The 19,614-nt window shown below is 65.1% G+C and carries 22 protein-coding genes, 1 tRNA gene and 1 riboswitch; of the genes, 7 read left to right on the top strand and 16 right to left on the bottom strand.

Annotation, left to right across the window (positions count from 1 at the left end; all coding sequences use genetic code 11):
- Positions 1–64: 64 nt before the first annotated feature.
- The 6 genes from AC0WR5_RS13040 to AC0WR5_RS13015 form a co-directional block, all read right to left on the bottom strand.
- Complete coding sequence (locus AC0WR5_RS13040) at positions 65–1,054, bottom strand: hypothetical protein (RefSeq protein ID WP_475863720.1); 990 nt, start codon at positions 1,052–1,054, stop codon at positions 65–67.
- A gap of 174 nt (positions 1,055–1,228) precedes the next feature.
- Entirely contained in the window at positions 1,229–2,206 is a 978-nt protein-coding gene (gene nrdF, locus AC0WR5_RS13035) for a class 1b ribonucleoside-diphosphate reductase subunit beta (protein ID WP_475863718.1), read from the bottom strand.
- Between the two features lie 150 nt (positions 2,207–2,356).
- Positions 2,357–4,483 carry a class 1b ribonucleoside-diphosphate reductase subunit alpha gene (gene nrdE, locus AC0WR5_RS13030; protein WP_475863716.1) on the bottom strand — a complete coding sequence of 709 codons (2,127 nt, stop codon included), beginning with the start codon at positions 4,481–4,483 and terminating at the stop codon, positions 2,357–2,359.
- Positions 4,465–4,884: a class Ib ribonucleoside-diphosphate reductase assembly flavoprotein NrdI gene (gene nrdI / locus AC0WR5_RS13025; protein WP_475863715.1), complete on the bottom strand. Its 420-nt coding sequence runs from the start codon at positions 4,882–4,884 to the stop codon at positions 4,465–4,467. Before nrdI ends, nrdE begins: the two co-directional genes overlap by 19 nt.
- 4 nt (positions 4,885–4,888) lie before the next feature.
- A complete protein-coding gene (gene nrdH / locus AC0WR5_RS13020; RefSeq protein WP_475863713.1) occupies positions 4,889–5,110 on the bottom strand; it encodes a glutaredoxin-like protein NrdH in 222 nt (73 codons plus the stop codon).
- A 97-nt stretch (positions 5,111–5,207) separates the two neighbouring features.
- Positions 5,208–5,397, bottom strand: a riboswitch (cobalamin riboswitch).
- 140 nt (positions 5,398–5,537) lie between these two features.
- A tRNA-Tyr gene (locus AC0WR5_RS13015) sits at positions 5,538–5,621 on the bottom strand.
- Between the two features lie 242 nt (positions 5,622–5,863).
- Here AC0WR5_RS13015 and rlmB point away from each other — a divergent pair.
- The gene (gene rlmB, locus AC0WR5_RS13010) at positions 5,864–6,652 is read left to right on the top strand and encodes a 23S rRNA (guanosine(2251)-2'-O)-methyltransferase RlmB (protein WP_475863711.1); all 789 of its coding nucleotides are present in this window, start codon (positions 5,864–5,866) and stop codon (positions 6,650–6,652) included.
- Positions 6,653–6,932: 280 nt separating this feature from the next.
- Positions 6,933–7,364, top strand: a complete 432-nt coding sequence (locus AC0WR5_RS13005; protein WP_475863709.1) for a CoA-binding protein — start codon at positions 6,933–6,935, stop codon at positions 7,362–7,364.
- 212 nt (positions 7,365–7,576) lie between these two features.
- Here AC0WR5_RS13005 and AC0WR5_RS13000 read toward each other — a convergent pair whose 3' ends face one another.
- From AC0WR5_RS13000 to hisA, 5 genes are all read right to left on the bottom strand, one after another.
- The gene (locus AC0WR5_RS13000) at positions 7,577–7,897 is read right to left on the bottom strand and encodes a phosphoribosyl-ATP diphosphatase (RefSeq protein ID WP_475863707.1); all 321 of its coding nucleotides are present in this window, start codon (positions 7,895–7,897) and stop codon (positions 7,577–7,579) included.
- Positions 7,894–8,655 carry an imidazole glycerol phosphate synthase subunit HisF gene (hisF, locus tag AC0WR5_RS12995; RefSeq protein ID WP_475863706.1) on the bottom strand — a complete coding sequence of 254 codons (762 nt, stop codon included), beginning with the start codon at positions 8,653–8,655 and terminating at the stop codon, positions 7,894–7,896. Before hisF ends, AC0WR5_RS13000 begins: the two co-directional genes overlap by 4 nt.
- An 84-nt stretch (positions 8,656–8,739) precedes the next feature.
- Positions 8,740–9,081 (bottom strand): hypothetical protein, encoded by a 342-nt coding sequence (locus AC0WR5_RS12990; RefSeq protein WP_475863705.1) that lies wholly within the window; start codon positions 9,079–9,081, stop codon positions 8,740–8,742.
- Position 9,082: 1 nt separating this feature from the next.
- Complete coding sequence (locus AC0WR5_RS12985; protein ID WP_475863703.1) at positions 9,083–9,427, bottom strand: hypothetical protein; 345 nt, start codon at positions 9,425–9,427, stop codon at positions 9,083–9,085.
- A gap of 12 nt (positions 9,428–9,439) precedes the next feature.
- Entirely contained in the window at positions 9,440–10,162 is a 723-nt protein-coding gene (hisA, locus tag AC0WR5_RS12980) for a 1-(5-phosphoribosyl)-5-[(5-phosphoribosylamino)methylideneamino]imidazole-4-carboxamide isomerase (RefSeq protein WP_475863702.1), read from the bottom strand.
- Positions 10,163–10,388: 226 nt separating this feature from the next.
- Here hisA and AC0WR5_RS12975 point away from each other — a divergent pair, with 226 nt between their 5' ends.
- Positions 10,389–10,775 carry a DUF2147 domain-containing protein gene (locus AC0WR5_RS12975; protein WP_475863700.1) on the top strand — a complete coding sequence of 129 codons (387 nt, stop codon included), beginning with the start codon at positions 10,389–10,391 and terminating at the stop codon, positions 10,773–10,775.
- Between the two features lie 141 nt (positions 10,776–10,916).
- On the opposite strand, the gene hisH is transcribed toward AC0WR5_RS12975, so the two are convergent.
- The 3 genes from hisH to AC0WR5_RS12960 form a co-directional block, all read right to left on the bottom strand.
- Positions 10,917–11,561 carry an imidazole glycerol phosphate synthase subunit HisH gene (gene hisH, locus AC0WR5_RS12970; RefSeq protein WP_475863698.1) on the bottom strand — a complete coding sequence of 215 codons (645 nt, stop codon included), beginning with the start codon at positions 11,559–11,561 and terminating at the stop codon, positions 10,917–10,919.
- Between the two features lie 305 nt (positions 11,562–11,866).
- Complete coding sequence (gene hisB, locus AC0WR5_RS12965; protein WP_475863697.1) at positions 11,867–12,454, bottom strand: imidazoleglycerol-phosphate dehydratase HisB; 588 nt, start codon at positions 12,452–12,454, stop codon at positions 11,867–11,869.
- A gap of 103 nt (positions 12,455–12,557) precedes the next feature.
- Entirely contained in the window at positions 12,558–13,328 is a 771-nt protein-coding gene (locus tag AC0WR5_RS12960) for a sensor histidine kinase (RefSeq protein ID WP_475863696.1), read from the bottom strand.
- A 184-nt stretch (positions 13,329–13,512) separates the two neighbouring features.
- Between AC0WR5_RS12960 and AC0WR5_RS12955 the strand changes: the two genes are divergently transcribed.
- A complete protein-coding gene (locus tag AC0WR5_RS12955) occupies positions 13,513–14,217 on the top strand; it encodes a response regulator (protein WP_475863694.1) in 705 nt (234 codons plus the stop codon).
- A 438-nt stretch (positions 14,218–14,655) separates the two neighbouring features.
- On the opposite strand, the gene AC0WR5_RS12950 is transcribed toward AC0WR5_RS12955, so the two are convergent.
- Together AC0WR5_RS12950 and AC0WR5_RS12945 are read right to left on the bottom strand one after the other, a co-directional pair.
- Positions 14,656–15,066 carry a response regulator gene (locus AC0WR5_RS12950; RefSeq protein ID WP_475863693.1) on the bottom strand — a complete coding sequence of 137 codons (411 nt, stop codon included), beginning with the start codon at positions 15,064–15,066 and terminating at the stop codon, positions 14,656–14,658.
- Positions 15,063–16,604 (bottom strand): sensor histidine kinase, encoded by a 1,542-nt coding sequence (locus tag AC0WR5_RS12945; protein WP_475863691.1) that lies wholly within the window; start codon positions 16,602–16,604, stop codon positions 15,063–15,065. Before AC0WR5_RS12945 ends, AC0WR5_RS12950 begins: the two co-directional genes overlap by 4 nt.
- A 278-nt stretch (positions 16,605–16,882) precedes the next feature.
- Between AC0WR5_RS12945 and phnC the strand changes: the two genes are divergently transcribed.
- From phnC to phnE, 3 genes are all read left to right on the top strand, one after another.
- Positions 16,883–17,701 carry a phosphonate ABC transporter ATP-binding protein gene (phnC, locus tag AC0WR5_RS12940; protein WP_475863689.1) on the top strand — a complete coding sequence of 273 codons (819 nt, stop codon included), beginning with the start codon at positions 16,883–16,885 and terminating at the stop codon, positions 17,699–17,701.
- 56 nt (positions 17,702–17,757) lie between these two features.
- On the top strand, positions 17,758–18,660 hold the full coding sequence (phnD, locus tag AC0WR5_RS12935) for a phosphonate ABC transporter substrate-binding protein (protein WP_475863686.1): 903 nt from the start codon (positions 17,758–17,760) through the stop codon (positions 18,658–18,660).
- Between the two features lie 63 nt (positions 18,661–18,723).
- Positions 18,724–19,614 (top strand): phosphonate ABC transporter, permease protein PhnE, encoded by an 891-nt coding sequence (gene phnE / locus AC0WR5_RS12930; RefSeq protein WP_475863684.1) that lies wholly within the window; start codon positions 18,724–18,726, stop codon positions 19,612–19,614.

Raw genomic sequence — 19,614 nt, 5'->3', positions numbered from 1 at the left:
CGGGTTTCCGGGCAAGCGTCGGCATCACATTTATGTCGACAGGGCGTGAAGGATCCGTTGATCCTCAGCGCATCCAGAACCCTTCGCGCTTGATCTTGTTGCGAATAGCCTGTTCCTTGCGCGGCAGGTCATCCTGATCGAAAAGGGCGCGCACCTTGCGACCGCGGCCCTGAAAAATCATGCGCTTCATAGGATCATAGGCCTTCAGGACCTTCTTGATCCTGTTGGGGGCGGTTATCTCTTCCAGCACATCCACCGCCTTGTCGCTCTCGCGTGCGTAGAGCAAGGGCAGGAGGCGATAGTGACAGGTCGTGGCGCCGTCGATCATCCCGGGGGGCAGGGTGGCACGCCCGCCGCCAAGCGCATGGATGACAAGGGGCAGGACAGCCTGGTCAAGCCATGGATCCAGCGGCTGACACACGAGCGCGTCCGGCGGATCATTCCGGAGCGAGAGTGCGTAGTCGAGAAAGAGTTTTCCGAACGTCTGCGGGCTTTCGTAAAAGAAGAAACCTGCATTGAAGTACAGGTATCTCTTCCAGAATTCGTCCGGCCAGGCGGTATCGAGACTGCTTTCGAAATCGAGCCCGAAGCGATTATAGAGCGCCTTCCATGTCTCGCTGTAGCCGGGACCGTAGAGTTCGATCACGGGCCATGTACCTTCCCGTCGCATCGAAGCAGTTGGACGGGAGAAATCGAACGGCACCTCCGTCAGCTCATCAAGGATCAGCGTATCGCTGTCGAAGAACACGAAAGGCGCGTCGGGCAGGGCCGTGAGGCACTCGATCTTGTTGCCGTAGGGGTATTTTTCCCCGAAATACCTGCTCTCGAAGGGCAGGATCTCTGCGCCGAGATCGGCGAGGAGGCTGCGCACCTCGGAATTGCCAATCCGCGGATCCGCGCTCCAGGTATGGCCGGGCTGGGGCTCCGCCACCAGCAGTCTGCCCTTGAAGCCGGGACTTTTCGCGCGGAGAGAGGCGGCAAAGAGTACAGCTTCGTATTCAAGCCGGCCCGATTGGCCGACGATCACGATATTGAAGCTGTCGTCTGCCGCCATAGTTTCGCTTCCAGTGGAAAGATATTGAAAATACGGAGAAATCCCTGCCGCGCCTGTATACCCTGATGAGGTTGGCCTTGGAAGGGAGAGATCGGCACCCTTCCGTTTTTTCCAGCGCCCTGTGCCGGGGCGGTTGATCTTGCGGCGTATCGACCGGCAGGGACGCGCTCGGTCTCAGAAAGTCCAGTCTTCGTCCTCGGTCGCGACGGTGCGTCCAATGACATAGGAAGAGCCTGATCCGGAAAAGAAATCATGGTTTTCACTGTCCGGCGACAAGGCCGCGAGGATGGCCGGGTTCACCTGTGTCAGCTCCTCGGGGAACATCGCCTCGTAGCCGAGGTTCTGCAGCGCCTTGTTCGCATTGTAGTGCAGGAAGGCGGTGACATCTTCGGTCAGGCCGATTGGGTCATAGAGATCCCGGGTATAGTTCACCTCGATTTCGTAGAGCTCGAACAAAAGGCCAAAAGTGTAATCTTTCAATGCTTTGCGCTCTGATTCCGACAGGGCTGCCTGCGCCTTCTGGAACTTGTAGCCGATGTAGTAGCCGTGAATGGCCTCGTCGCGGATGATCAGGCGGATCAGGTCGGCGGTATTGGTCAGCCGCGCGCGACTAGACCAGTACATCGGCAGGTAGAACCCTGAATAGAAGAGGAAACTCTCGAGGAAGACGCTGGCGATCTTGCGCCTTAGCGGGTCCTCGCCGGGATTGTAGGTTGAAAGGATTGCCTTTGCCTTGGCTTGCAGGTGAGGGTTTTCCTGAGACCAGCGAAATGCTTCATCCACTTCGCGTGTCGAGCAAAGTGTTGAAAAGATGGATGAATAGCTGCGGGCGTGCACTGATTCCATAAAGGCGATATTGGTCAGGACGGCCTCTTCGTGCGGGGTCAGCGCATCTGCGAGCATGGTCGGCGCGCCGATGGAGCCCTGGATGGTATCAAGCAACGTCAGCCCGGTGAAAACGCGGATCGTGAGCTGCTGCTCCTCGGGGCGAAGCTGGGACCAGCTCTGCAAGTCATTGGAAAGCGGAACCTTTTCAGGCAGCCAGAAGTTGGCCGTAAGCCGGTTCCAGACCTCGAGGTCCTTGTCGTCCTGCAGGTGATTCCAGTTGATCGCGGCGGGAACGGCGCGGGTTGTTTCGTCGATATCTTTCATGATCGGATCCCGTGAAAAGGGCGCGAAAAACCGTGTCGGTATTACGTCGGTATCGCGTCGGTATTGCGTCGGTGCGGTTTCGGGTGCGCGGCGGGGCGCGCCTGCTTCGTCTTTCGGGTAATACTCCGGGGTGCGGGGCTGAGCGCCGCGTCAGAGGGTGCAGGACACGCAGCCCTGCACCTCGGTGCCCTCCAGTGCGGTTTGGCGCAGGCGCACGTAGTAAATCGTCTTGATGCCCTTTCGCCAGGCGAGGATCTGGGCCCGGTTGATGTCGCGCGTGGTGGCCTCGGCCGGGAAGAAGAGTGTCAGCGACAGCCCCTGGTCCACATGCTCGGTGGCAGCGGCATAGGTCTCGATCAGGGCCTCGGGGCCGATCTCGTAGGCGTCGCGATAGAACTCCAGGTTCTCGTTCGTCATGAAGGGGGCGGGATAGTAGACGCGGCCCAGCTTGCCCTCCTTGCGGATCTCGATGCGCGAGACGATCGGGTGGATCGAGGAGGTGGAATTGTTGATGTAGCTGATCGAGCCGGTGGGCGGCACCGCCTGTAGATTGCGGTTGTAGAGGCCATGCGCCATGACCGCATCCTTAAGCGCCTGCCAGTCGGCGCGGGTGGGCAGGGCGATACCGTCGAAGAGGGCGGCCACGGTCCCGTTCTCCGGCAGCCAGTCTCGGGTCACGTATTTCTCGAAGAAGCTGCCGTCGGCATAGGCCGAGCGCTCGAAGCCGCGGAAGCTCTGCCCGCGTTCGCGCGCCAGCAGGTTGGAGGCGCGGATGGCGTGATAGGCCACGGCGGCGAAGTAGACTGAGGTGAACGCTACCCCCTCGGCGCTGCCGTAGTGGATGCGCTCGCGGGCGAGGAAACCGTGCAGGTTCATCTGGCCTAGGCCGATGGCGTGGCTCTCGTCGTTGCCGCGGCGCACCGACGGCACGGAATCGATGGCGGACATTTCCGACACCGCCGTGAGCGCACGGATGGCCGCCTCGATCGTGGCGCCGAAATCGGGGCTGTCCATCGTCTTGGCGATGTTGAGAGAGCCGAGATTGCAGGAGATGTCGGTGCCGAGGTGGTCGTAGGAGAGGTCGTCGTGGAAGGTCGAGGCCTCGTTCACCTGCAGGATCTCGGAGCAGAGATTCGACATGGTGATGCGACCGTCGATCGGGTTGGCACGGTTCACCGTGTCCTCGAACATGATGTAGGGATAGCCGCTCTCGAACTGAATCTCGGCCAGGGTCTGGAAGAAGGCCCGGGCGTTGATCTTGGTTTTCCGGATGCGCTTGTCCTCGACCATTTCCGCGTATTTCTCGGTGACCGAGATCTCGGAGAAGGGCCGGCCATGGACCCGCTCAACGTCATGGGGCGAAAAGAGGTACATGTCCTCGTTCCGCTTCGCGAGCTCGAAGGTCACGTCGGGGATGACCACCCCGAGCGAGAGTGTCTTGATCCGGATCTTCTCGTCGGCATTCTCGCGCTTGGTGTCGAGGAAGCGCAGGATGTCAGGGTGGTGGGCATTGAGATAGACCGCCCCGGCCCCCTGCCGCGCGCCCAGCTGATTGGCATAGGAGAAGCTGTCCTCGAGCAGCTTCATCACCGGTATGACACCGGAGGACTGATTCTCGATTCCCTTGATGGGGGCGCCATGCTCGCGGATATTGGTGAGCATGAGGGCCACGCCGCCACCACGCTTGGAAAGTTGCAGGGCCGAGTTGATCGAGCGGCCGATGCTCTCCATGTTGTCCTCGACCCGCAGCAGGAAGCAGGAGATGAGCTCTCCGCGCTGTGCCTTGCCGGCATTGAGGAAGGTGGGGGTGGCGGGCTGGAACCGGCCCGAGAGGATCTCCTCCATGAAGGACATGGCAAGCGCCTCGTCCCCGCGCGCGAGCGTCAGGGCGACCATGACGACGCGGTCCTCGTAGCGCTCCAGGTACCGTTTCCCGTCGCGGGTCTTGAGGGTGTAGGAGGTGTAGTACTTGAAGGCGCCGAGGAAGGTGGGGAAGCGGAACTTTCGCGCGAAGGCGGCGTCCCAGATCCGGTGCAGGAAGGCGGGGGCGTAGGCCGTGAGCACTTCCTTCTCGTAGTAGCCCTCGTCCACCAGATAGCCGAGCTTTTCCTCGAGCGAGTGGAAGAAGACGGTGTTCTGGTTGACGTGTTGCAGGAAATATTGCCGCGCGGCCATCCGGTCGGCGTCGAAGCGGATCTTTCCCTGGTCGTCGTAGAGGTTCAGCATCGCGTTCAGCGCGTGATAGTCGAGCGCATCGTTCAGGCGGTCATCAAGCATTCCGTCCCCCGGGTGAGTTTGTCGAGCCCGGCGCGGACGCGGGCGATGTCGGTTTCGGTGCCGGCCAGCTCGAAGCGGTAGAGCAGGGGCACGTTGCATTTCCGGGCGATGACCCGGCCGGCGAGGGCGAAGGTGGTGCCGAAGTTGCGGTTGCCGGCGCCGATCACACCGCGCAGGCCGGTGCGGCGGGCAGGATCGTTGAGCAGGCGGATCACCTGTTTCGGTACCGCACCACGCCCCTCGCCATCGGCGTAGGTGGGGCAGATCAGCACGTAGTCACGCGGCAGATCGGGCAGCGGGTCCGCGGGTGACAGCGGGATCCGCTGTGCCGCACGCCCCAGACGGGCGACGAACCGCGCGGTATTCCCGCTGGCCGAGGAGTAATAGAGGAGGCCGGTCACCGGATCAGCCCAGCCGGGCGATCATGTCGGGGCGGAAGCCGGCCCAGTGGGTCTCTCCGGCCATGACGACGGGGGCCTGGCGATAGCCGAGGGCGGTGACGCGGGCCAGGGCCTCGGGATCGGCGGTGAGGTCGATCGTGTGAAAGGCGAGGCCGCGGGCGGTGAGCGCGCGGGTGGTCGCGGTGCATTGCACGCAGTCGGGCTTGGAGTAGACGGTGATGGTCATGTGCATCCTCATGCGGTCTGCGGGAGAGGACGCGACGGGAACCGGCCGGCAGGGAGCCCTGCTTGCTGCACACGCGCCCCCGAACCCTCCGTTCGTGGTCATCAGTCAGCTTGCGGCAGGTCTCCTGACTTCGCGGGTCAATGCTTGGCTGGCCTTCCCGGGGCATGTCCCAGTGGCACGATCAGCCGCGCTCGCCGCTTACAGTTGCGGGGGCAGTGCCGGAATTTCACCGGCTTCCCATCTTAGCGCCAGAGCGAGTCTGGCGAACCGAAAGCTCCGCCATATGGTGTCAGGAGGCGGGGTGATGTCAACATGTAGATTTCTGGGGGGAGGGGCGCGCAAATGCTGGCCGGGCAAAGCCCAGACGCAAGCGCCCTCCGGTGCCCGCGGGCCCCGTGAGATAACCACCGATTTCCGAAGGGGGAAATGGTGGGCGACCCTGGAATCGAACCAGGCATGGGTCTCCCCGGCGGAGTTACAGTCCGCTGCCGCACCTTGCAGCTCGTCGCCCTGATCGCCGGGCCGTGTGGGCCGTGGCGGATCGTGAGGGGGTGATTACCGGCGGCGCCCGGGGGCGTCAACCAGAAAATTTGCCCTTCTTGCTTGCGACGAAAGAAGGTGCGGCGTAGGAGGCCGGAACGTGCGAAAAACACCGGAAATTGCGGTGCGGTATCGCGTCGGTATAACGTCGGTATCACGTCGGTACTGCAGTGCAGCATTTGGGCGCCGGTCGCGCAGCCCCGGGAGAGCGGAATGAAAAAGCCGAAATGGGTCGTCGAGAAGGAACAGGCGAAACGGGCCAGCGCCGCCGAGACGGTCTGGCTGTTCGGCCTGCATGCGGTGCGCGATGCACTGCAGAATCCCGCGCGCGAGAAACTGCGCCTGGTGGTGACGAAGAACGCGCTCGACAAGCTGGCCGATGCCGTGGCCGAGGCGGGCATCGAGCCCGAGATGAGCGATCCGCGCAAGTTCGCCGCCCCCATCGATCCGCAGTCGGTGCACCAGGGCGCCGCGCTGGAGGTCAAGCCGCTCGACTGGGGCTCCATCGCCGACCGCTGCCTGGGCGATGGCACGCGGCCGCCGCGGGTGGTTCTGCTCGACCGGGTGACCGACCCGCATAACGTGGGGGCGATTCTGCGCTCGGCCGAGGTTTTCGGGGCCTGCGCGGTGATCGCGCCGCGCCACCATTCGGCGCCCGAGACCGGCGCGCTGGCCAAGACGGCAAGCGGCGCGTTGGAGCGCCAGCCCTATCTGCGGGTGCGCAACCTGGCGGATGCCATCACCGAGCTGCAGCGCATGGGTTACATGGTGCTGGGCCTGGCCGGCGAAGCCGAGCAGAACATCGAGAGCACCCTGACGGACGAGCTGCGCGAGCGGCCCGTGGCGCTGGTGCTGGGGGCCGAGGGGCCGGGGTTGCGGGAGAAGACCCGAGAGACCTGTGACGCGCTGGTGCGGATCGAGTTTGCCGGTGCCTTCGGCTCGCTGAACGTGTCGAACGCGGCGGCGGTCGCGCTCTACGCCGTGCGCTCCTACGGGGCCTGAGGGCGGGGCGAGCGAACCGAGAGAGGGCGACGAGGGAAGGGCGGGTGCAACCCTGATGGCCTGCGTTCGCCTTAGGGTTTCGTTCACAAAGTTATTACACCCTCTTCATATCCCGTACGGACATTCTAAGTACGGTACAGAAGCACCGGCACGGAACGCCGATGTTTCCTTTCACTGTCCCTCGTTCCGCACTGGCGCCCAGGAAAACCCTGGGCGCTTTTTTCTTTTCCGCGGCGCCTCCGGCGCTAGGATCGGAGGGGCATGCCGTGGAGGGATTGGAATGACTTACGATGATGCGGATCTGACGCGGATCCTGCGCGACAGCAAGGTGATCGCGGTCTGGGGCATGACCCCGGATCCGGCGCGGCCGGACAATTTCGTGGCGGCCTTCCTGCAGGCGCGCGGCAAGCGGGTGATTCCCGTGAACCCGCGGTTCGCGGGGCAGGAGATCCTGGGCGAGAAGGTCTTTGGCACGCTGCAGGAGGTCGGTGATGCCCTGGGGGAGACGGTCGACATGGTCGACATCTTTCGCCGCTCCGAACAGGTGCCTCCGGTGGTGGATGACGCGCTGGAAGGGTTGCCGGGGCTGAAGGTGATCTGGATGCAGGTGGGTATCGTCAACGAGGCCGCTGCTGCCAAGGCCGAAACCGCGGGCGTCGAGGTGATCATGGACCGCTGCCCCAAGGTCGAGATGCCACGGCTGGGCCTCTGAGAGCAGGAGGGGGCTCTGCCCCCCAGTTTTTTAGTAGAAGAGGGGGCTCTGCCCCCCCGTTTTTTAGTAGAAGAGGGGGCTCTGCCCCCTCGGGCCTGCGGCCCTCACCCCCGGACGTATTTTGGGAAAGATGAAGGGACTACCGCCGCGCACGCAGGCCGGGCGCGGCGCTCGGTTTCATCTTTCCTCAAATACGGAAATGTCGGGCGGTTTCAGCCCTTTGGCCGGGCAGCCTTTTCGGCGATGCCAGAGGTGCCTTCGCGGCGTTCCAGCTCGGCCAGCACATCCGTCAGCGGCACGTCGCGGGCCGCCAGCATGACGAGGAAATGGTAGAGCACGTCGGCGCCTTCGGAGGCAAGACGCGCGCGGTCGCCCTTCACGGCCTCGATGATTGCCTCGACGGCCTCTTCTCCGAATTTCTCGGCACATTTCTCGGGGCCCTTCGACAGCAGCTTGGCGGTCCAGCTGCTCTCGGGGTCCGCGGTCTTGCGCGCCTCGATGGTGGCGGCGAGCTGGGTGAGAATATCGCTCATGTCAGCCTCATGGGGATGCCCGCGTCTGCCATGTATTCCTTGGCCTCGCGGATGGTGTAATCGCCGAAGTGGAAGATCGAGGCGGCCAGCACGGCGGAGGCGCCGCCCTCCTTCACCCCGTCGACGAGGTGCTGCAGGGTGCCGACCCCGCCGGAGGCGATCACCGGCACCTCGACCGCGTCGGAGATGGCGCGGGTGAGGGGCAGGTTGAAGCCGGCGCGGGTGCCGTCGCGGTCCATCGAGGTGAGCAGGATTTCCCCGCAGCCCTTTTCGGCGACGAGTTTGGCGAATTCGACCGCGTCGATGCCCGTTGGCTTGCGCCCGCCGTGAGTGAAGATCTCCCATTTGCCGGGGGAGACGGTCTTGGCGTCGATGGCGCAGACGATGCACTGGCTGCCGAACTGGTCGGCGGCACGGGCGATCACGTCGGGATCGGCCACGGCGGCGGAGTTGAAGGAAACCTTGTCGGCGCCGGCGAGCAGCAGGTTGCGCACGTCCTGCACGGTGCGGACGCCGCCGCCCACGGTGAGCGGGATGTAGCATTGCTCGGCCGTGCGGGTGACCACGTCGAACATGGTGCCGCGGTTTTCATGGGTGGCGTGGATGTCGAGGAAGCAGAGCTCGTCTGCACCGGCGAGATCATAGGCGCGGGCGGCATCGACGGGATCGCCGGCATCGCGCAGGTCGACGAAGTTCACGCCCTTGACCACGCGGCCGTCGGCCACGTCGAGACAGGGGATGATGCGGGTTTTCAGCATGGGCCGGCCCTCTGATTGTGCAGCGTCGTCTTAGGCAGGCGGCGGCCGGGATGCAATGGGGCCGATGGCGCCCGTGGCGCGGGATCAGGCGGTCTTGCGGCTGCGCACCACCGCTTCGCAGATCGCGGCGACGATCACCAGGATCGGACCGGCGGCCAGGTAGGCGGTGATCGAGAGCAGGATGGCCGGGGTCATGAAGGAGATGAACTGGCTCATCGCGTCGCCGCCCATGCAGTTGTGGTAGCCGTTGACCAGGTCGCCGACGCAGAGGTTGCGGGCGATGACCGAGAGCGCGGCAGCCAGGGCGAAGAAGAGACCACCGATGCGCAGGATCCAGAACGCCCAGCGGCTGCGCGCGCGGAAGGACAGCAGGTAGGCGATCAGCGGCACGATGACCAGCAGGGCGGAGGCAACTTCGACGGGCATGTCAGGTGTCCTTGGTAACGGCGGTATCTGCGGGCGGTTTCGGCAGGGCAAGCAGGATCAGGCGGGTGAGGCCCCAGAGCATGGCAAAGCCCGCGGAGATCGGCCAGAGGAAGAGCGGCCCCCAGGCGGCGATGAAGCCGACATTGTAGGCGAATTGCGACAGGTCGCGGCCGAGGATGCCGCAGGGATGGGCAGAGCCCTCGTCGATACGGCAGCCGTGGCGGGTGAGCGCCAGGGTGGTGCCCATGGCGATCAGCCAGATCGCCACCGGTGCCAGTACGCCGATCAGGCCGACGCGGTCGACCCAGCGGCGCTGGCGTTTCGGGGAGGCGGGCGGAGGTGCCATGGACGCTGCGGATCAGGCCCTGAGGGTGGCGAGGGCCTCGCGCAGGTCGATCGCGCCGTCATAGAGCGCGCGACCGGAGATGGCGCCATCGAGCGGGGCGCCGCAGGCCTTCAGAGCCTTGAGATCCTCGATCGAGGAGACGCCGCCGGAGGCGATGACGGGGATCGAGACGGCATTGGCGAGCTCGGCCGTGGCCTCGATGTTGGGGCCCTGCATGGCCCCGTCGCGATTGATGTCGGTGTAGATGATCGCGGCCACGCCGGCATCCTCGAAGGAGCGGGCGAGGTCGATCACGCGGACTTCGGTTTCCTCGGCCCAGCCCTTGGTGGCGACGAAGCCGTTGCGGGCGTCGATGCCCACGGCGATCTGGCCGGGGAAGGCGCGTGCGGCCTGCTTGACGAGGGCGGGATTTTCAACGGCGACGGTGCCGAGGATCACCCGGGCCAGGCCCTTGGAGAGCCAGCGCTCGATGGTGGCCATGTCGCGGATGCCGCCGCCCAGCTGGGCCGGCACCTTTGTGCGTTCCAGGATGGCCTCGACCGGGGCGGCATTGACCGGCTCGCCGGCGAAGGCGCCGTTGAGATCCACGAGGTGGAGCCACTCGCAGCCGGCCTCGACGAATTCCATGGCCTGGGCGGCGGGATCGTCATTGAAGACCGTGGCCTTTTCCATGTCGCCCTTGAAGAGGCGCACGGCCTGGCCGTCTTTCAGGTCGATGGCGGGATAGAGGATCATCGCGGGCCCTTTCATCTCTGCCGGCGCTGCGGTGCGGCCGGATCGCTTTCCGGGCTTTTGCACGGGGGCGGGCAGGAATGCAATGGAGAGGCGGCGGTGCCGTCGGGGGCTTCGTGCTGAGCGACGTGCCGCGAGTGGTGACGAGTGACGGGGCGGAAGACTTGCCAGAAGCTGACGCGAAGGTCAGGCTGATCGTCGAGGAGACGCAATCAGGAGGAGATTTGCGATGATCTTGAAACGCACGATGCTGGCCCTGGCGATGGCTTTCACGGCAGGCGCGGCGCTGGCCGACCCGGTGGACGGCACCTGGAAGACCGAGGTGGACGACGGCAGCTATGCCTATGTCCGGATGGGCCCCTGCGGCGAACAGATCTGTGGCGTGATCGCCCGGACGTTCAATGCCAACGGGGAATACGACAGCGAGACCAAGGGCAAGGCGCTGGTCTGGGAGATGGTGCCGGCGGGTGACGGAAACTACACGGACGGCAAGATCTGGCAGCCGTCGACCGACAAGGTCTATCGCTCGAAGATGGAGCTGAGCGGCGATACGCTTCGGGTTGCGGGCTGTTTCGGACCGATCTGCAAGAAGCAGACCTGGACGCGGGTTCAATAAGGGCAGGGGGCTCTGCCCCCCAGTCTGCCCCCGTGTGCCAGCGGCAGCCTCGCCCGGGAGTGTTTGGGGGAAAGATGGCAGGATGAGCAGGCGCGGCCCCTGATGTTGGGGGCTGCGCCTCTTGCCTTCAGCGCAGGCTGATCAGGGCTTCCAGGTGAGGAAGTTCGCGATCAGGCGCAGGCCGGTGGCCTGGCTCTTTTCCGGGTGGAACTGGGTGCCCAGCATGGTGTCGCGTCCGACGATGGCGGTGACCGGCTGGCCATAGTCGACATGGGCGATCAGCTGATCGGGATCGGCAACGCTCATGTGGTATGAGTGCACGAAATAGGCATGCTGGCCGGTCTCGATCCCGGCGAGGAGCGGGTGCGGACGGTCGATCACCAGGTCGTTCCAGCCCATGTGTGGCACCTTGAGCGCGGGATCGGTGGGGGCGATGCGGGTGACCTCGCCGTCAATCCAGCCCAGTCCGGGGGTGAGCTGATACTCGTGGCCGGTGCGGGCCATCAGCTGCATGCCGACGCAGATGCCCAGGAAGGGGCGGCCGCGCTCTTCGACGGCTTCTTTCAGCGCCTCGAGCACCGAGCCCTGTCCGGCCCCGGCGAGCGCCGCGTGGCAGGAGGGAAAGGCACCGTCGCCGGGCAGCACGATGCGATCGGCGCGGGCAACATCCTCGGGGCGGTCGGAAACCAGAACCTCGCCGGCGCCAACCTCGCGCGCCATGCGCTGGAAGGCCTTCTCGGCAGAGTGCAGGTTGCCGCTTTCGTAATCGATCAGGACGGTAAGCATAGGGGGCCTCTTGTCTTGCCGGGACGGGGTGGCCTGAAAAGCCGGTGGGGTCAAGAGGGCGCGATGTGCCGGCCGCGGCGTAGTGGCAGGTCGCGCGCGGGGCGCGGTGCCGGGCGATCGACCGGCCGTCGAGACGCCCGGAAGGTGGGCCGGTCAAGGTACGTCGGCCGAGCTTGGCTGCGGCAGGCCGTGGACGGGGCAGCCGCAGCCGGTGCCGATCTTCGGCGGCTAGACCGGAAATCCGAACGTGGCCTTGTTCCGCGGGGTGGCGGACCGGGTGCCGGCGGCGCTGATCCGGCGGCTGCCTAGAGTGCGCCCTTGGTCGAAGGGATCGCGTCGGACTTGCGCGGATCGGGCTCGACCGCCACGCGCAGGGCGCGGGCCACGGCCTTGAAGGCGGCCTCGGCGATATGGTGGGAGTTCAGCCCGTGCAGCTTGTCCACGTGCAGGGTGATCCCGCCGTGGGTGCTGAAGGCCTGGAAGAACTCGCGCACCAGCTCTGTGTCGAAGGTGCCGATCTTCTCGGTCGGGAACTCGACGTTCCACACGAGATAGGGGCGCCCCGAGAGATCGAGGGCCGCGCGCACGAGCGTGTCGTCCATGGCCAGGTGGCAATCGCCGTAGCGGTTGATGCCGCGCTTGTCGCCGAGCGCCTTCTTCAGGGCCTGGCCAAGGGCGATGCCCACGTCCTCGACCGAGTGGTGATCGTCGATGAAGGTGTCGCCCTTGCAGGTGACGGCCATGTCGATCAGCGAATGGCGCGAGAGCTGATCCAGCATGTGGTCGAAGAAACCGACGCCGCTGTCCATCTCGTACTGGCCGGTGCCATCGAGGTCGATGCTGACGTGAATATCGGTTTCGGCTGTGCTTCGCGTGATCTGGGCGCTGCGCATCTTGGTCTCCGGCTTTGGGTCGCCCGCTTATAGGCCGGGGCGCGGGCTGCGCCAAGGGGCCGGAGCGGCGATGCGCGGAACGTGGCAGGATTGCCCGGGCGCCCTAATGCGGCCGCAGGGGAGTTGCCCCGGAGAGCGTGCCCGGAACGCTGAGGGCGATGGTGGTGCCGCGGTGGGCACCGGTTTCCTGCACCGCGATCGTACCGCCGAGCCGGGTGACGATCTTGCGCGCTATGGCCAGGCCCATGCCTGAGCCCTCGCAGTCGTCGCGTGGGCGCAGCGTGCGCAGCAACTCGAAGACGGCATCGTGAAAGCGGGCGGGGATGCCGGGGCCGTCATCTGCGACCAGGATCCGGAGCATGCGGCCGGAGGCCGTGGCCTGGACCTGGATCGTGCCGCTCACGTGGTCATGGTGCTTTGCCGCGTTCGACAGGAGCGCGGCAAAGAGATGCACGAGCTCGTTTCCGGGGCCGAGGAGCGTGGCGCTCGCCTGGCACTCAAGCGAGAATCCGGCAGGCAGGGCTGCGGCGACGGCGGCCTGCTCCAGCAGGTCGGTCAGCGCATGGGGCCCGGAGGGATCGGCGCAGCGGCCAATGCGGGAGTAGTCGCGCAGGTCGACGAGCATGCGGTCGCAGCGGTCGGCCTGGGTGCGGAGCATCGCGACATGGCCGTCGAGCAGCGCCTGGCGATCCGGCGGCAGGGGCGAGAGATCTTCGGCGATCCAGTCGGGAATTGTCTTGAAGGCGCGGAAGCCGGCCCGCAGATCATGGGTGATGATGTAGAGGAGCTGCTCAAGCTCGTCCTGCGCCCCTGCGGAGGAGGTCGTGACCTCGCCGGACGGGGAGGCGGAAGCTGGAAGGACCTGGTCACTCATGGTGCGAGAGTTCCGCGATGACAGCTAACAGGTTCTGAAAACCGCCCGGAAACTTTGCGGCAATTCGAAACAAATGGGCAGGAGGGGAACGCCGGGAGTTAACAATCTGGCAAGGCTGCACGCGGATGCTTTCCGCAAAGGAATACGACGACGGAGCCCAGATAAAAAGGCGAGGAGGGTAGACATGGATATTCAGAAGGACCTGTCCAAGGAGGCGCCGGCGGCGCCACCGCTGCACGTGGCGGCCCCCGTGGCGATGCCGCCGGAACCGCAGCCGCAGACCATCGACGTGTTGGTGCTCGACGACAGCCAGTTCGATGCCATGCAGATCCTGCGGGAATGTCGGATGACGGAACTTCCCGTCCGGGTCTATGTCGCGAGCAGCGTGGATGAATTCCAGGTCCTGCTGTCGCAGCGGCGCTACCACCTCGTCTTCATCGACTACCTGCTGCCGGATGGCGACGGGCTGTCGGCGCGGCGCATGATGAAGGGCGGTGGCAAGAACGACAAGGCCCCGGTGGTCATGATCAGCGGTGAGGCCCGCCATGACGTGGCCGTGCGCGCCATGAAGGACGGCTGCATCGACTATCTCGCCAAGGAGGACCTGACCCGGGATGCGCTCAAGGCGCTGATCCTGCGGGCCCTGGCAGAGGGCAGTCGCATGGCCCATGCCAATATCGAGGCGGCCCTGGAAACCCAGCGGCAGGAGATCGTTGCCGCCATGCGGGAGATCCTGCGCGAGGAATTGGGGCGCGGCACGGCCCAGCCGTCGCAGGAGGGGATGCGGCGCATGCTGCAATCCTATGGCCTCGCGCCCGAGGGGGATGACAGGGACTTTTCGGATCTTCTGAACGACCCGGCCACGAACTTCATTTTCAGGACCCACTGAGACCGGGTGGAGCCCGAAACCTGACACCGTAAGAAGATCCTGCAACACCATGAGGCCATGCTTCCGCGAGGGAGCGTGGCCGATTTTCGATGTGTGTCAGCGGGCGGACTTGTCGCGGCCGCGAAGCACGCCTTTGGGGAGGGGGTGCGCTGGTCAGCCGGCGCAGAGGCGGCATGACCTGATCGGCAAGGGCCCGCTGTGGGGGCCGGCGGAGGAGGAATTGGCGGGAGCGGTCACCGGAATATGGCGACCTCTCTGGTGGACTGATGCTTGGGGCGGGGCAGCGGTCTGGCTGACGGCCTGTCAATGAGGCGCAATGGGCAAGGCCGTGCAGAGTTCAAACATGCGGCAGTAGACGCTTTGGACGGGGCCATTATCGGTGTCGGTGGGGCCGCCGCGTCACGGGAGACTGCTGTCACAGCCGGCCAGGCCGGCGTGTCAGAGAAAGCCGCGGTTGCGATAGGTCGTCAGGATCGCCTCGATCGCGGCGTCATTGATCGGCTTGGTAAAGAAATGTTCGACGATGCCCGATGCGGCGGAGCGTTCCAGGTCACGCTCGTTGTCGGAGGAGGAGAATAGGGCCACGATCTGACGGGTGCCCTTGTCGCCGTTGCGACGCTTGAGTTCGGCCAGGGTTTCGAAACCGTCAAGCTCGGGCATGTTGATGTCCATCAGGATCAGCTCGGGCAAGTCACCCTCGTTGGCCTGCGCCTGACCGTAGAAGGTCCGCAGGAAATCGCTGCCGTCCGAGGCTTCCTGAAGGGGAGAGAAATGGCCACTTTTCATCAGCCGGCGTCGCGCGATGTAGCGATCAGATTCGACATCATCAACGATGTAGGTGGGAATCATTGAAGAACCTCCATGCCGGGAAACGTCAGGATGATGTCGGTGCCCTCGGGGCTGCTCGACAGGGCAATGGCGCCGCCAAGGCGCCGGACATGCTTTTGCACGAGTGGCAGCCCGAGGCCGTGCCCGGGGCTGTTGGCCGAGCGCCGGAAAATCTCGAAGACACGCAGCTGTTCGCTCTCGAGGATGCCCAGGCCATTGTCGGCGACAGAGATGGAAACCTCCTCCAGGCTGGCGCGGATACGTACGCTGACATAGCTGAGCGACCTGTCGGGGGAACGGAACCGATAGGCATTTGAAAGCAGATGTTCGATCGCGGTCATCAGGGTGCCTGCCTCCGTCCGCACGCGTGAGGGGCCGTCGATCCGCAGGGTGAAACCGATCTCGCCGATCTCGTCACCCAAGAGCTTGCTCCAGCAGGCGGGGATCAGCCGCGCCAGGTCGATGTCCTGGACGGGCGTTGCCACAAGGCCGGCGCGGGCGAGGGTCAGGACGGCTTCGACCTTGTGAATGTTGCGCTGGCTGGTGTGCAGGGCATCGGTGATGGCGCGCCGGGATTCCTCCAGGTCGCCATTGTCGAAATCCTCGAGAGACAGCTGAAGAAGGCCGGAGATGGTCGAGAGCGGCGCGCGCAGGTCGTGGCTGGCGGAATAGGCGAATTGCGTCAATTCCTCGTTCAGCGCGGCAAGGTCATCGTTGCGCCGCTTCAACTCTTTCTGCTGGGTGACGATGAAGGACATGTCGACCAGGGTCGCCATCACGCGGCGCTCGCTGTCGCGGCCGTGCCCGATCGGGGTGAGGGTGATCTGTACCGGGGTCCGGTGCCCGTTGCTGGACACGATATCGAGTGTGAGGCCGATGGGCGAGAGGCCGGCCCGCACTTCGGCCGGGTCGAGGGCGGGGCGCAGCAGAGAACGTGCCATGAGGGCATTCTCGGGCAGGAATTCCTCGAGCCGGCGGCCGGCCAGGTCCGCAGCCGTGGCGGAGAACATCGTGCAGGCGGCACTGTTCACGAGCTCGATGCGGCCCTCGGGCGAGATGGTCACCATGGCCGCCGCAGAGGCATCGAGCGCATCCCTGAGCCGACGCTCGCCCTCGGTATGGGCAGAGATGTCGAGCACGGTGACATAGGTAAGCATATCCGCCCCTTCGCCGAGGACGGAGAGGCCGATCTCTACCGGAAAGAGGCTGCCATCGGCGCGCAGACCGCTGAGATCGCGACCACGGCCCATCTCGCGGGTGGCCGGCTGGCGGTGAAAGGCGCGGAAATGGCTGTCGTGGCGCACGCGCTGTTCGGCGGGAACGAGACGGCGCACGGGGGTGCCGGCGAGCGCACCGGTGTCGTATCCGAAGAGACGATCGAGCGCGTCATTGGTCAGGCAGATGATGCCGTCGGGGCGCGCCACCATGGCGGGAACGGGCGAGAGGCGCAGGGCGAGGCGGAGCCTGTCCAGTGTTTCTCCCGGGATGTCGAAATCGGGAGGCACGTAGCCAGCCCCCTGAGCCGAACAGCCGGGCGAATAGTCGGAGCCCAAAGCCATGAGGCGCCCTCTCGATTACCCAAGGGATGCCGCCATGGGCATCCCGTTCCACGGGCCAATCCGCGATATGCCGTTGCCTGGCCCCCCGGCCGGGCAGGCCGGTCTGGCCCCACTCACCCTTCAGGTTTAGGCATCCCGTCTTACAAAACCCTTAACGCCACCGGGCCCGACGCAGGGGCATGCAGGCCATGTGGGGCTCTGTCACAAAACTTTGTCTCAAACGATACATTTTCGTTTTGCGCCGCTCCTAAACGCCCTTTGGGACAAGGGATGACACCGTGCTGCAAATCGACCAACTGACCAAGACCTTCGGGCGGAACACCGCGGTGGACCGCGCCACGATCCATGTGGAGCGACCGGCGATGATCGGGATCATCGGCCGGTCCGGTGCCGGCAAGTCCACGCTGCTGCGCATGCTGAACCGGCTGGAGGACAGCACCTCCGGCTCCATCACCTTCGAGGGCCGCGAGGTGAGCGGGCTGAAAGGGGTGGAGAAGCGCGCCTGGCAGGCGGACTGCGCGATGATCTTCCAGCAGTTCAACCTGGTGCCGCGAATGGACGTGGTGTCGAACGTGCTGCACGGCACGCTGAACCGGCGCTCGGCCTTTGCCTCGATGTTCAACCTCTACCCTGAGGCGGACATTCACCGTGCCATCGAGATCCTGGCGCGGCTGGGCATCGCGGAACATGCGCCGAAACGGGCAGAGGCCCTGTCCGGCGGGCAGCAGCAGCGGGTCGCCATCGCGCGGGCGCTGATGCAGGAGCCGAAGATCATCCTTGCCGACGAGCCGATTGCCTCGCTCGATCCGATGAACGCGCAGGTGGTCATGGACGCCCTGCGCCGGATCCACGAGGAAGACGGCCGCACGGTGGTGGCCAACCTGCACACGCTGGATACCGCGCGCCGCTACTGCGACCGGGTCATCGGCATGCGCGACGGGCGGATCGTCTTTGACGGCACGCCCGAGCAGCTGACGACGGGTGTCGCCCGCGACATCTACGGGGCTGATGCGAGCTTCTCAGAGGAAGCGACCTCGACCCAGATCGACGCGATCGAGCGGAGCACCGCGCGCGTCCAACCCACTGTCATTGCATGAAATTCATCTGCCTTCGCACCGTGCTGGCGCGGGGCAAACTTTAGGGAGCCTGAGAGATGAAGAAACTGATTGCGGCCGCTCTGGCCACGACTGCCCTGGCCGGTGCCGCGTCCGCCCAGGATATCACCGAATTCCGCCTCGGTATCCTCGGCGGCGAAAACGCCCAGGACCGCATGACCTCGAACCAGTGCTTTGCCGACAAGATCGCCGATGCCCTGGGCGTCGAGGTGAAGGTGTTTACCCCGGCTGACTACAACGGCGTGATGCAGGGCCTGCTGGGCGGCACCATCGACGCGGCCTGGATGGGCGCCTCCTCCTATGCCGGCACCTACCTGGCCGACCCGGACGCAGTCGAGCCGGTGCTGGTGAAGCAGAACCTGGATGGGTCGATCGGCTATTACTCCATCGGGTTTGCCCGCAAGGACAGCGGCATCACCTCGCTCGACGACCTGGCGGGCAAGAAGTTCGGTTTCGGCGATCCGAACTCGACCTCGGGCTACCTGATCCCCTCGATCGAGATCGCGCAGGCCGGCTATGACATGGATCCGGGCAAGTTCTTCGGCGACGTCGTCTTTACCGGCGGCCACGAGCAGACCATCGTTGCCGTCAACAACGGGGACGTCGATGCCGGTGTGACCTGGGCCGACGGCCAGGGCAACTGGGAAGACGGCTACAATTCGGGCGCGCTGCGCAAGGCCGTGGATGCCGGCCTGGTCGACATGAACGACCTGGTGCAGATCTGGCAGTCGAACGTGATCCCGGAAGGGCCCTTCGTGCTGCGCAAGGCGCTGCCGCAGGACGTCAAGGATACGGTTACCGAGCTGACCGCCAACCTCTGGGAAGAAGACCCCGATTGCGCCTACGGCGTGGCCGCCGGCGACGCAAAGGACTTCATCCCCGTCGACCATGAGACCTATGCGTCGATCGTGGCGGCCCGTCAGGCCAAGAACAGCAACTGATCCAAGACCAACCCGAAAGGCCCGCAGACGCGCGGGCCTTTCGCCGTTCCGGGGCATCCAGACATGGCAGATACCAGCGCGTTCCCGCCCGGCGGGGGCACGATAGAGCAGATCCAGGGCGGTTATGTCGCCATGGCGCGGCGCAAGCGGCTCTATTCCACGATCCTTCTGATTGTTTTCGTCGCGATGATGTCGGCGGGCTTCATGGCGGCGGACGCCCGCAACGCAGGGGGGTTCTGGGGCGGGTTGCACAACCTGTTCGACTTTCCGCAGGCGGTGCTGTCGGAGGCCTGGACGGACCGGGCCGAGCTGCCGGCTAACCTGTTGAAATATTTCCCCTCGCTGATGGTCACGATCAACACCGCCGCCGTTTCGACGCTGATCGGAGCGATGGGCGGCATCATCCTGTCGCTGTTGGCGACGCGGGGGCTGGCGCGCTGGCCGCGGCTGATCCCGCTGTTTCGCCGGCTGATGGACCTGATGCGCGCGATCCCGGAAGTGGTGATCGCGCTGCTGCTGATCTTCGTGCTGGGCGGCGGCCCCGTGCCCGCGATGATCGCCATCACCTTTCATACTTTCGGGGCCCTCGGAAAGCTCTTCTCCGAGGTCAACGAGAACGCCTCGCGCAAGCCGGTCGAGGGGCTTGCCTCGGTCGGGGCGACCTGGAGCCAGCAGATGCTGCTGGGCGTGGTGCCGCAGGTGGCGCCGAACTACACCAGCTATGCGCTGCTGCGCTTCGAGGTCAACATCCGGGCCTCGGCGATCCTCGGCTTCGTGGGGGCGGGCGGCATCGGCTACGAGTTGAAGAACACGATCTCCTGGGGCCAGGGACAATATGCCGATGCCTTTGCGATCTTCCTGCTGCTCTTCCTGACCATCGTCACCGTCGACCAGCTGTCGAGCCTGCTGCGTGACCGGCTGACCCACGGACGCAAGATGGAGATGATGCTGTGA

The organism is Pseudooceanicola sp. DL12 (assembly GCF_056270665.1).
This window is presented reverse-complemented; position numbering and strand designations above follow the sequence as displayed.

Bases quoted from the DNA above. Each gene is read 5' to 3' on its own strand.
- AC0WR5_RS13040 (WP_475863720.1), bottom strand. From the start codon at position 1,054: ATGGCGGCAGACGACAGCTTCAATATCGTGATCGTCGGCCAATCGGGC.
- AC0WR5_RS12990 (WP_475863705.1), bottom strand. From the start codon at position 9,081: ATGCCCGTCGAAGTTGCCTCCGCCCTGCTGGTCATCGTGCCGCTGATC.
- AC0WR5_RS12975 (WP_475863700.1), top strand. From the start codon at position 10,389: ATGATCTTGAAACGCACGATGCTGGCCCTGGCGATGGCTTTCACGGCA.
- AC0WR5_RS12950 (WP_475863693.1), bottom strand. From the start codon at position 15,066: ATGATTCCCACCTACATCGTTGATGATGTCGAATCTGATCGCTACATC.
- AC0WR5_RS13005 (WP_475863709.1), top strand. From the start codon at position 6,933: ATGACTTACGATGATGCGGATCTGACGCGGATCCTGCGCGACAGCAAG.
- AC0WR5_RS12945 (WP_475863691.1), bottom strand. From the start codon at position 16,604: ATGGCTTTGGGCTCCGACTATTCGCCCGGCTGTTCGGCTCAGGGGGCT.
- rlmB (WP_475863711.1), top strand. From the start codon at position 5,864: ATGAAAAAGCCGAAATGGGTCGTCGAGAAGGAACAGGCGAAACGGGCC.
- AC0WR5_RS12960 (WP_475863696.1), bottom strand. From the start codon at position 13,328: ATGAGTGACCAGGTCCTTCCAGCTTCCGCCTCCCCGTCCGGCGAGGTC.
- nrdE (WP_475863716.1), bottom strand. From the start codon at position 4,483: ATGCTTGATGACCGCCTGAACGATGCGCTCGACTATCACGCGCTGAAC.
- phnD (WP_475863686.1), top strand. From the start codon at position 17,758: ATGAAGAAACTGATTGCGGCCGCTCTGGCCACGACTGCCCTGGCCGGT.
- hisH (WP_475863698.1), bottom strand. From the start codon at position 11,561: ATGCTTACCGTCCTGATCGATTACGAAAGCGGCAACCTGCACTCTGCC.
- nrdF (WP_475863718.1), bottom strand. From the start codon at position 2,206: ATGAAAGATATCGACGAAACAACCCGCGCCGTTCCCGCCGCGATCAAC.
- hisB (WP_475863697.1), bottom strand. From the start codon at position 12,454: ATGCGCAGCGCCCAGATCACGCGAAGCACAGCCGAAACCGATATTCAC.
- hisA (WP_475863702.1), bottom strand. From the start codon at position 10,162: ATGATCCTCTATCCCGCCATCGACCTGAAAGACGGCCAGGCCGTGCGC.
- AC0WR5_RS13000 (WP_475863707.1), bottom strand. From the start codon at position 7,897: ATGAGCGATATTCTCACCCAGCTCGCCGCCACCATCGAGGCGCGCAAG.
- nrdH (WP_475863713.1), bottom strand. From the start codon at position 5,110: ATGACCATCACCGTCTACTCCAAGCCCGACTGCGTGCAATGCACCGCG.
- AC0WR5_RS12985 (WP_475863703.1), bottom strand. From the start codon at position 9,427: ATGGCACCTCCGCCCGCCTCCCCGAAACGCCAGCGCCGCTGGGTCGAC.
- AC0WR5_RS12955 (WP_475863694.1), top strand. From the start codon at position 13,513: ATGGATATTCAGAAGGACCTGTCCAAGGAGGCGCCGGCGGCGCCACCG.
- hisF (WP_475863706.1), bottom strand. From the start codon at position 8,655: ATGCTGAAAACCCGCATCATCCCCTGTCTCGACGTGGCCGACGGCCGC.
- phnE (WP_475863684.1), top strand. From the start codon at position 18,724: ATGGCAGATACCAGCGCGTTCCCGCCCGGCGGGGGCACGATAGAGCAG.